This window comes from Streptomyces sp. LS1784 (assembly GCF_020103755.1).
GTDB lineage: Bacteria > Actinomycetota > Actinomycetes > Streptomycetales > Streptomycetaceae > Kitasatospora.
In genome coordinates this window covers 19,755-28,902 of record NZ_JAHSQD010000045.1, presented here as the reverse complement: position 1 = coordinate 28,902, position 9,148 = coordinate 19,755, and the positions used below count along the sequence as shown (strand labels likewise).

Below are 9,148 nucleotides of genomic sequence, written 5' to 3'. Positions count from 1 at the left end.
GGCCCCGGCGCCGGCCTTCGGGGTGGTGGCCGACGCGGTGGCGGTGGCGCGGCGCGTGGTGGTGCGCCTGCGGGGTGCCGCGGTCCGGTCCTCCTCGGTCCCGGGGTGCCGGGCCGGTGCGGAGGGCGGTGCCGCGGAGGGCTGGGCTTCGGAGGATCCGCCAGGGACCGCCCCGGAAGCCCTCGGCGCCGGCATCGCCGGATCTGTCCGAGTGTCAGAATCCATCCGTGTGGCGGATTCCGCGACCGCTGCGTCGAGGCTTTCGGCCACCGGTGTGGACTGGTCCCGCGTGTCGCCGTGCATGCCAAACTCCTGCCCGAGATCGGCGGCAGCTCCCCGCGGGCCGGGGTCGGGCCGGGGGAGTGCCGGAGGACTGCTGGGTGGGGAGGACGTGCGACCGGAGCCTGCCCGCGCCGCTGTTCCCGGCAACCTGCCCGGCGCCCGCCGAACCGGTGGTGGGGCGCCCCTGAGCCCGTGTGCGTCCCGGCGCACGCCTCCACGGGGCGCGTCCCCGGGCGACCCGGTCCACCCGTGAACGAGCGGGCCGGGCGCGAGGACACGCGTCCGTGCGCGGCGAGCGCCGAATGGGCTAAGAAGGACGGGAACGGCCAACACGAAAAGGATTCGGACGTGCTGCTTCGCGGGGGACGCCACCCGTCGTCGGACTCCCCACAGCATCAACGACCTTCGGTCATCCTCGCACCGGCGACAAGGTTTTTGCAGCGGTACGACAGTAGTTTCGGGCCGTCCCGCGAGTGGATGAGCCATCGGAAATGGACCCGTACCGAAGAGTTCACGTATTGGTAGCGCGGGCCCCCTGAAATGTGCGCCTCGCGCGCCCCCGTGCAGACCAATGCGCCGAATGCGATCTCATCAATAGGCCGAACGGATGCCCAATAGCCTGCTTGACGCGCTGTCCGGCCGACCGCCGAGGCTACGCTTCACGCCGTGAAGGCAATCCGCAGATTCACCGTCCGCACCGTCCTGCCCGAACAACTCCAGCCGTTGCACGAGCTGGCCCTCAACCTGCGCTGGTCCTGGCACCCCGAGACCAGGGACCTCTTCAGGTCCGTGGACCCGGAGGTCTGGGCCGCGACCGGCGAGGACCCGGTCCGGCTGCTCGGGGACGTCCCGGCCGCCCGGCTGGCCGCGCTCGCCACCGACCGGCGCTTCCTGCGCAGACTCGGCGACCTCGCCGACGACCTGCGCGAGTACCTCACCGGCCCGCGCTGGTACCAGACCAGGCCGCAGTCCGACGCCGCCGCGCTGCCCGCCGCGATCGCCTACTTCTCGCCCGAGTACGGCATCGCCGCCGCGCTGCCCCAGTACTCCGGGGGGCTCGGCATCCTGGCCGGCGACCACCTCAAGGCCGCCAGCGACCTCGGCGTGCCGATCATCGGCGTCGGCCTGTTCTACCGGCACGGCTACTTCCGCCAGTCCCTCAGCCGGGACGGCTGGCAGCAGGAGCGCTACCCACTGCTCGATCCGGACGAACTCGCGGTCAGCATGCTGCGGGAGGCCGACGGCACCCCAAGCCGGGTCGACCTCGTCCTGCCCGGCGGCCGCACCCTGGCCGCCCACATCTGGAAGGCCCAGGTCGGGCGGGTCCCACTGCTGCTGCTCGACTCCGACATCGAGGCCAACTCGCCGGCCGAGCGGGACGTCACCGACCGGCTGTACGGCGGCGGCAGCGAGCACCGGCTGCTCCAGGAGATGCTGCTCGGCATCGGCGGCGTCCGGGCGGTGCGTTCCTACTGCCGGCTCACCGGGCACCCCGCCCCCGACGTCTTCCACACCAACGAGGGCCACGCCGGCTTCCTCGGCGTGGAACGCATCCGCGAACTGGTCGCCGAGGACCGCACCGGCCTCGACTTCGCCGCCGCCCTGGAGGCCGTCCGGGCCGGCACCCTCTTCACCACCCACACGCCCGTCCCGGCCGGCATCGACCGCTTCGACCGCGAGCTGGTCGCCCGCCACTTCGGCGGCGACGCCGCGCTGCCGGGCGTGCCGGTCGACCAGGTGCTCGCGCTCGGCGCCGAGAGCTGGCGCGACGGGGACCCGAAGCTGTTCAACATGGCCGCCATGGGCCTGCGACTGGCCCAGCGCGCCAACGGGGTCTCGACCCTGCACGGCGAGGTGAGCCGCTCGATGTTCAACGGGCTGTGGCCCGGCTTCGACCCCGCCGAGGTGCCGATCACCTCGGTCACCAACGGCGTGCACGCCGCCACCTGGATCGACCCGGCGGTGGTCCGGCTCGGCGCGGCCGAGCTGGGCGCCGAGCGCGCCGAGGAGGCCATGACCACCGGCGAGACCCGGCGCTGGACAGGCCTGGAGAGGATCGGCAACACCGAGGTCTGGGAGCTGCGGCGCACCCTGCGGGCCCAGCTGGTGGAGGAGGCCCGCCGCCGGCTGCACGCCTCCTGGCGCCGGCGCGGGGCCGGCGAGGCCGAGCTCGGCTGGGTCTCCTCGGTGCTCGACCCCGACGTGCTCACCATCGGCTTCGCCCGCCGGGTGCCCTCGTACAAGCGGCTCACCCTGATGCTGCGCGACCCGGAGCGGCTGCGCGCCCTGCTGCTCCACCCCACCCGGCCGGTGCAGATCGTGGTCGCCGGCAAGGCCCATCCGGCCGACGACGGCGGCAAGCGGCTGATCCAGCAGATGGTCGCCTTCGCCGACGACCCGGCGGTGCGGCACCGGATCGTCTTCCTGCCGGACTACGACATGGCGATGGCCCAGCGCCTCTACCCGGGCTGCGACGTCTGGCTGAACAACCCGCTGCGCCCGCTGGAGGCCTGCGGCACCTCCGGGATGAAGGCCGCGCTCAACGGCTGCCTCAACCTGTCCGTCCTGGACGGCTGGTGGGACGAGTGGTACGACGGCCGCAACGGCTGGGCGATCCCCACCGCCGACGAGAGCGGCGGGGTGCTCGACCCGGACAGCGGCGAGGCCGATCGGCGCGACGACATCGAGGCAGCCGCGCTCTACGACCTGATCGAGAGCCAGGTCGCCGCCCGGTTCTACGACCGGGATGCGGACGGGCTGCCGCAGCAGTGGATCGCCATGGTCCGGCACACCCTGGTCACCCTCGGGCCCAAGGTGCTGGCCGGCCGGATGGTCCGGGAGTACGTCGAACGGCTGTACGCCCCGGCGGCGCAGGCCCAGCGGGAGCTGGCGGGGCAGCAGGGCCGAGGCGCGCGCGAGCTGGCGCTCTGGAAGGCGAAGGTCCGGGATGCGTGGCCGGCCGTCCGGGTCGAGCACGTCGAGGCGGACTGCCCGGCCGAGGCGCAGGAGCTGGGCAGCTCGCTGGCGCTGCGGGTGCAGGTCGCGCTCGGGACGCTGGCACCGGGCGACGTCGAGGTGCAGGCGGTCTCCGGCCGGGTGGACGAGCGGGACCGGATCTCGGACGCCTGCCTGCTCGCCCTCAAGCCGGTCGGCGGGCCCGACCTGGACGGCCGTACCCGCTACGAGGGCTCGCTGGAGCTGTGCCGGACCGGCCCGTTCGGCTACACCGTCCGGGTGCTGCCCGCGCACCCGCGGCTGGCCTCGTCGGCCGAGCCGGGGCTGGTGGCCCTGCCGGCCGAGTCGGCCGGGATGGACGCCGGGCTGCTGCGCTGACCTCGCGGGCGGCTGCCGTCCGCTCCGGAAGGACGGCAGCCGCCCGAGGACGTCACGGCCGTGAACCGTGCGCGCGGCCGCCCCCGTTCCTCATGCCGGGAAGTGGGGTGGCCCGTCCGGGTGCGTGACGGCGCACCCGGACGGGCGCATGCACGGGGCGTCAGACCAGGCTGTCCCGCCATGCCCGGTGGAGGGCGGCGAAACGGCCGGAGCCGTCGATCAGCTCCTGCGGGGAGCCGTCCTCCACGATCCGGCCCTGATCCATCACCAGGACACGGTCGGCGATCTCCACGGTGGACAGCCGGTGGGCGATGATCACGGCCGTCCGGCCGGCCAGCACGGTGCGCATCGCCCGCTGCACGGCCTGCTCCCCGGGGACGTCCAGTGAGCTGGTCGCCTCGTCCAGGATCAGCACCGCCGGGTCGGCCAGCAGGGCGCGGGCGAAGGCCACCAGCTGGCGCTGGCCGGCCGAGATCCGGCCGCCGCGCTTGCGCACGTCGGTGTCGAAGCCGTCCGGCAGGGCGGCGACGAACTCGTACGCGCCGATGTCGCGGGCGGCCTGCTCGACCTCCTCGCGGGTGGCGCCGGGGCGGCCGATCGCGATGTTCTCGGCGACGGTGCCGGAGAACAGGAAGGACTCCTGGGTCACCATCACCACCCCGCGCCGCAGCTCGGGGGTGGCCAGGTCGCGCAGGTCCACGCCGTCCAGCCGGATGCGGCCGTCGGTCGGGTCGTAGAAGCGGGCCAGCAGCTTGGCGACCGTCGACTTGCCCGCGCCGGTCGCGCCGACCACCGCGACCGTCTGACCGGCCGGGATCAGCAGGTCGAAGGGCGGCAGCACCTCCTTGCCGGTCCGGTAGGCGAAGCGGGTCGCCTCGAAGGAGACCTCACGGCCCTTGCGGGCCTCTCCGCCGGCCTCCGCCGGCCCGGCCTCCGGCAGCTCGACGGGCTCGGCCGGCTCGGCGACGGTCGGCTCGTGGGCGAGCAGTCCGGCGATCTTCTCCAGGGCGGCGGCGGCCGACTGGTAGCTGTTCAGGAACATCGCCAGCTGGTCGATCGGGTCGAAGAGCCGGCGCAGGTAGAGCGCGAAGGCGGTGAGCACGCCCAGCTCCAGCGCGTCGTCCACGACCAGGTAGGCGCCGAGCAGCACCACGCCGGTGGTCCACACGTTGGCGGTGGCGCGGGAGAGGCCGACGTAGCGGGCGATCTCCAGCAGGCCGTCCGCGGTCGCGGTGGCGGACTGCCCGTTGACCACGGCGAAGGCGGCGTCGTTGGCCTTCTCCCGGCGGAAGGCCTGCACCGGGCGGATGCCGTTCATGGTCTCGGTGAAGCGGACGATCAGCGAGGCTGCCGACGTGCGCGAGCGCCGGTAGACCCGGCGGGAGCGGTGGCGGAAGGAGCGGACGATCAGGGCCAGCGGCACGAAGGCCGCCAGCGAGACCAGGCCGAGCTGCCAGTCCAGCGCCAGCAGCAGCACCGCGATGTAGCAGACCGACAGGAAGACCGTCAGCAGCTCCTGCAGGCCCTCGGAGAGCAGCTCGCGCAGCGCGTCGATGTCGCTGGTGGCGCGGGAGATGATCCGGCCCGAGGTGTAGCGCTCGTGGAAGTCCAGGCTGAGCCGCTGGGCGTGCCGGAAGATCCGGCCGCGCAGCTCCAGCACGATGTCCTGGTTGATCCGGGCGCTGATCTTGATGAACACCCACTGCAACACCGGGCTGAGCAGCGCGCAGAACAGGTAGGCCGCGACGACCGCGATCAGCGGGCCGGAGTCGTGCTCGCGCAGCGCCGGGATGCCGCGGTCCATCGCCACCGCGACCAGCAGCGGCCCGGACTGGAGCGCGGCCTGCTGGACCAGGATCACCACCATCGCGATGGTGATCCGGGCCCGGTGCGGGCCGAGCAGCGAGCGCAGCAGCGCCCGGGGCGCGCCCGGCGGGACGGGGATGTCCTCCTCGTCGGCGGGCGGCGCGGGCAGCTCCTCCTCGGCCGCCGCGGCGGGCTCGGCCTTCGTGGGTTCGGCGGTGGTGGTCATGCGCTGCTCCCCTCGGGCACCAGGACGGCCTCGCCCGACATGAGTTCTCGGTAGTGCGCGCAGTCGCGCAGCAGCTCCTGGTGGGTGCCGACGGCCTCGATCCGGCCGTCCGCCAGCACCGCGACCCGGTCGGCGAGCAGCACGGTGCTGGGGCGGTGGGCGACCACCAGGGCGGTGGTGGTGCCGAGGACCTCGCGCAGCGCCCGCTCGACCAGGGCCTCGGTGTGCACGTCCAGGGCGGAGAGCGGGTCGTCCAGCACCAGGAAGGCCGGGTCGCCGACCACGGCGCGGGCCAGCGCGAGGCGCTGGCGCTGGCCGCCGGACAGGCTCAGGCCCTGTTCGCCGACCTCGGTGTCCGGGCCCTGCGGGAGCTTCTCGACGAAGCCGGCCTGGGCGGTGGCGAGGGCGGTGCGCAGCTGCTCCTCGCCGGCGCCCGGGGCGCCCATCAGGACGTTCTCCCGGACGGTGGCGGAGAACAGGGTGGGCTCCTCGAAGGCGACCGCGACGAGTTCGCGCAGCCGCTGCCGGGGCAGTTCGCGGATGTCCCGCCCGTCCAGCGTGATGGTGCCGGCGGTGGCCTCGTACAGCCGGGGGAGCAGTGCGGTGAGCGTGGTCTTGCCACTGCCGGTGGCGCCGACCAGGGCCATCGTCTCGCCGCTGCGGATGTGCAGGTCGATGCCGGCCAGCAGGTCGGGGCTGTCCTCGGGGGCGTCGGGGTAGCGGAAGCGGACGCCGGTGAGGCGGATGCCGTCCGGGGCGGCGAGCTCGGCGGCGGTGCCCGGGTCGGGGGTGTCCGGCTCGTCCAGCACCTCGAAGAAGCGGTCGGTGGCGGTGGCCGCCTCGTTGGCGTAGGCGAGCAGCCAGCCGAGCGACTCGACCGGCCAGCGCAGCGCGAGCGCCGTGGAGAGGAAGGCGACCAGGGCGCCGGCGCTCAGCTCGTCGTGGGCCACCAGGTAGGCGCCGACGGCGAGGGCGCAGGCGAGCGCGATCTCCGGCAGGCCGACGATGACCGCCCAGAGGTTGGCGAGCAGGTGCGCCTTGCGCAGCTCGGTGCGGCGCAGCTCCTGGGACTGGGCGCGGAAGCGCTCGGCCATCGAGCGGTGGCGGCCGAAGGCCTTGAGGATGCGGATGCCGAGGACGGACTCCTCGACCACGGTGGCGATGTCCCCGTTCTGGTCCTGGGCGAGCCGGGCGGCGCCGGAGTAGCCGGACTCGAAGCGCCGGGTGAGCACGAACAGCGGGACGACCGGTGCCAGGGCGATCAGCGCGAGCCGCCAGTCCTGGGTGAACATCACCACGGTGCCGACCAGGAACATCACCGAGTTGACGATCAGGAAGACCAGCGGGAAGGCCAGGAACAGCCGCATGGTGTACATGTCGGCGGTGGCCCGGGAGAGCAGCTGGCCGGAGCCCCAGCGGTCGTGGAAGGAGACCGGCAGCCGCTGGAGCTTGGCGAAGAGGTCCCCGCGCATCGCCGTCTCCAGCCCTGCCAGCGGGCGGGCCAGCACCACCCGGCGGGTGTAGAACAGTGCGGACTCGACCAGGCCGAGGACCAGCAGCAGGCCGACCAGCGGCCAGAGGCCGGCCAGGTCGTGCTCGGCGAGCGGGCCGTCCACGATCAGGCCGAGGACCACCGGGACGGCGAGGGTGCTCAGCATGCCGAGCGTGGCGGCCGTCACCGAGACGGCCAGCCGGCCGCGGACGGCGCGGGCGTACGGCCACAGGCGCAGCAGGGATCGGACCGCGGAGTGCCGCGGTCCGGGCCCGGCCGGGCCGGCTCCGTCGGTTCGGGGGCTTTCCGGCGTCGGGCTCTCGGGGTCTTGTCTGTTCTCGGCCATCGCGGTGAGAGTAGGCAGAGATCCCGTCACTTCTCATCCGGTTTTTCACCCCTGACGGCGGCGTCCGGCGAGAACCGGCCACCCGAACGGGCGGGACCGGGCGTGATGCGCGGGGCGCGCGCGGCCGTTCGTGCGGGGAGGAGTGCGCCGTGCGCCTCTTGCGGGCGCCCGCCGATCGGCCGATGACATCTCCTGACGGATGCTCAGTGACATGCGAGTGACAGGAGTGCGCAGATGACGGTCGAAGCCGAACCCACCCCCGGACCCGGCACCGCAACCGTGCACGTGCGGGCCCGGCTCAGCCTCAGCACGACCGCGGCGCGGAACCTGGCGACGACGACCAAGTCGAAGCCGCAGATGCAGGAGATCACCTCCCGCTGGCTGCTGAAGATGCTGCCGTGGGTGCAGGTCAGCGCGGGTACCTACCGGGTCAACCGGCGGCTGAGCTACGCCCCCGGGCGCGGCCGGGTGAGCTTCGCGAAGACCGGCTCGGCGGTGACCGTGATCGCCCCCTCGCTGGCCGAGGTGCCGGTGCTGCGCGGATACGAGGACGAGGAGGTGCTGACCGAGCTGGCCCGCCGGTTCGTGCAGCGGGACTTCGCGCAGGGCGACGTGCTGGTGCAGGAGGGGGCGCCGGTCGAGGAGGTGCTCCTGATCGCGCACGGCAAGGTGGACCGGATCGGCACCGGCAAGTACGGCGAGCAGGCCGTGCTCGGCTCGCTCGCGGACGGCGACCCCATCGGCGACGCGGCGATCACCGAGGGCGGCGGCAGCTGGCCGTACACCGTGAAGGCGAGCACTGCCGGGGTCGCGATGGTGCTGTCCTGGCCGGTGCTCCAGGAACTGATCGGCCGCTCCGAGTCGCTGCGCGAGCAGCTGCTCGGCTTCGCCGCCGACGCCGCCCAGGCGCAGAACGGCCACGGCGAGGCGGAGATCGACCTCTCGGCCGGCCACCGGGGCGAGTACGAGCTGCCCGGCGCCTTCGTGGACTACGAGTTGAGGCCGCGCGAGTACGAGCTGAGCGTCGCGCAGACCGTCCTCAAGGTGCACACCCGGGTCGCGGACCTCTACAACAAGCCGATGAACCAGACCGAGGAGCAGCTGCGGCTGACCATCGAGGCCCTGCGGGAGCGGCAGGAGCACGAGCTCGTCAACAACCCGGAGTTCGGCCTGCTCGGCAACGCCGACTTCGACCAGCGGATCCAGAGCCGCACCGGGGCGCCCACCCCGGACGACCTGGACGAGCTGCTGAGCATGCGCCGCGACACCGACTACCTGTTCGCCCACCCGCGCGCGATCGCGGCCTTCGAGCGGGAGTGCAACCGGGCCGGCGTCTACCCGGCCACCGTCGACGTGCTCGGCAAGCAGCGGCCGACCTGGCGCGGGGTGCCGATCTTCCCGTGCAACAAGATCCCGGTGTCCGACCAGCAGACCAGCGCGTTCATCGCGATGCGTGTCGGTGAGGACAACCAGGGCGTGGTCGGCCTCACCCAGATCAACATCCCGGACGAGGTGGAGCCGGGCCTGAACGCTCGGTTCATGGGCATCGACGAGAAGGCGGTCGCCTCGTACCTGGTCAGCACCTACTACTCGGCGGCGGTGCTGGTGCCGGACGCGATCGGCGTGCTGGAGAACGTCGAGCTCGGGCGCGCCCAGAGCTGAT

General features: G+C 73.3%; 4 protein-coding genes. 2 read left to right on the top strand and 2 right to left on the bottom strand.

The genetic code is table 11. The features are described 5' to 3' along the window. Window positions 1-948 precede the first annotated feature (948 nt). A complete protein-coding gene (gene glgP / locus KS423_RS08645; protein WP_224276834.1) occupies window positions 949-3,615 on the top strand; it encodes an alpha-glucan family phosphorylase in 2,667 nt (888 codons plus the stop codon). A 160-nt stretch (window positions 3,616-3,775) separates the two neighbouring features. Here glgP and KS423_RS08640 read toward each other — a convergent pair whose 3' ends face one another. Then, window positions 3,776-5,647 (bottom strand): ABC transporter ATP-binding protein, encoded by a 1,872-nt coding sequence (locus KS423_RS08640; protein WP_224276833.1) that lies wholly within the window; start codon window positions 5,645-5,647, stop codon window positions 3,776-3,778. Then, window positions 5,644-7,485 carry an ABC transporter ATP-binding protein gene (locus KS423_RS08635; protein ID WP_224276832.1) on the bottom strand — a complete coding sequence of 614 codons (1,842 nt, stop codon included), beginning with the start codon at window positions 7,483-7,485 and terminating at the stop codon, window positions 5,644-5,646. The genes KS423_RS08640 and KS423_RS08635 overlap by 4 nt, the downstream gene beginning before the upstream one ends. Window positions 7,486-7,719: 234 nt before the next feature. Here KS423_RS08635 and KS423_RS08630 point away from each other — a divergent pair, with 234 nt between their 5' ends. Then, window positions 7,720-9,147 (top strand): family 2B encapsulin nanocompartment shell protein, encoded by a 1,428-nt coding sequence (locus KS423_RS08630; RefSeq protein ID WP_224276831.1) that lies wholly within the window; start codon window positions 7,720-7,722, stop codon window positions 9,145-9,147. Window position 9,148: the final 1 nt, after the last annotated feature.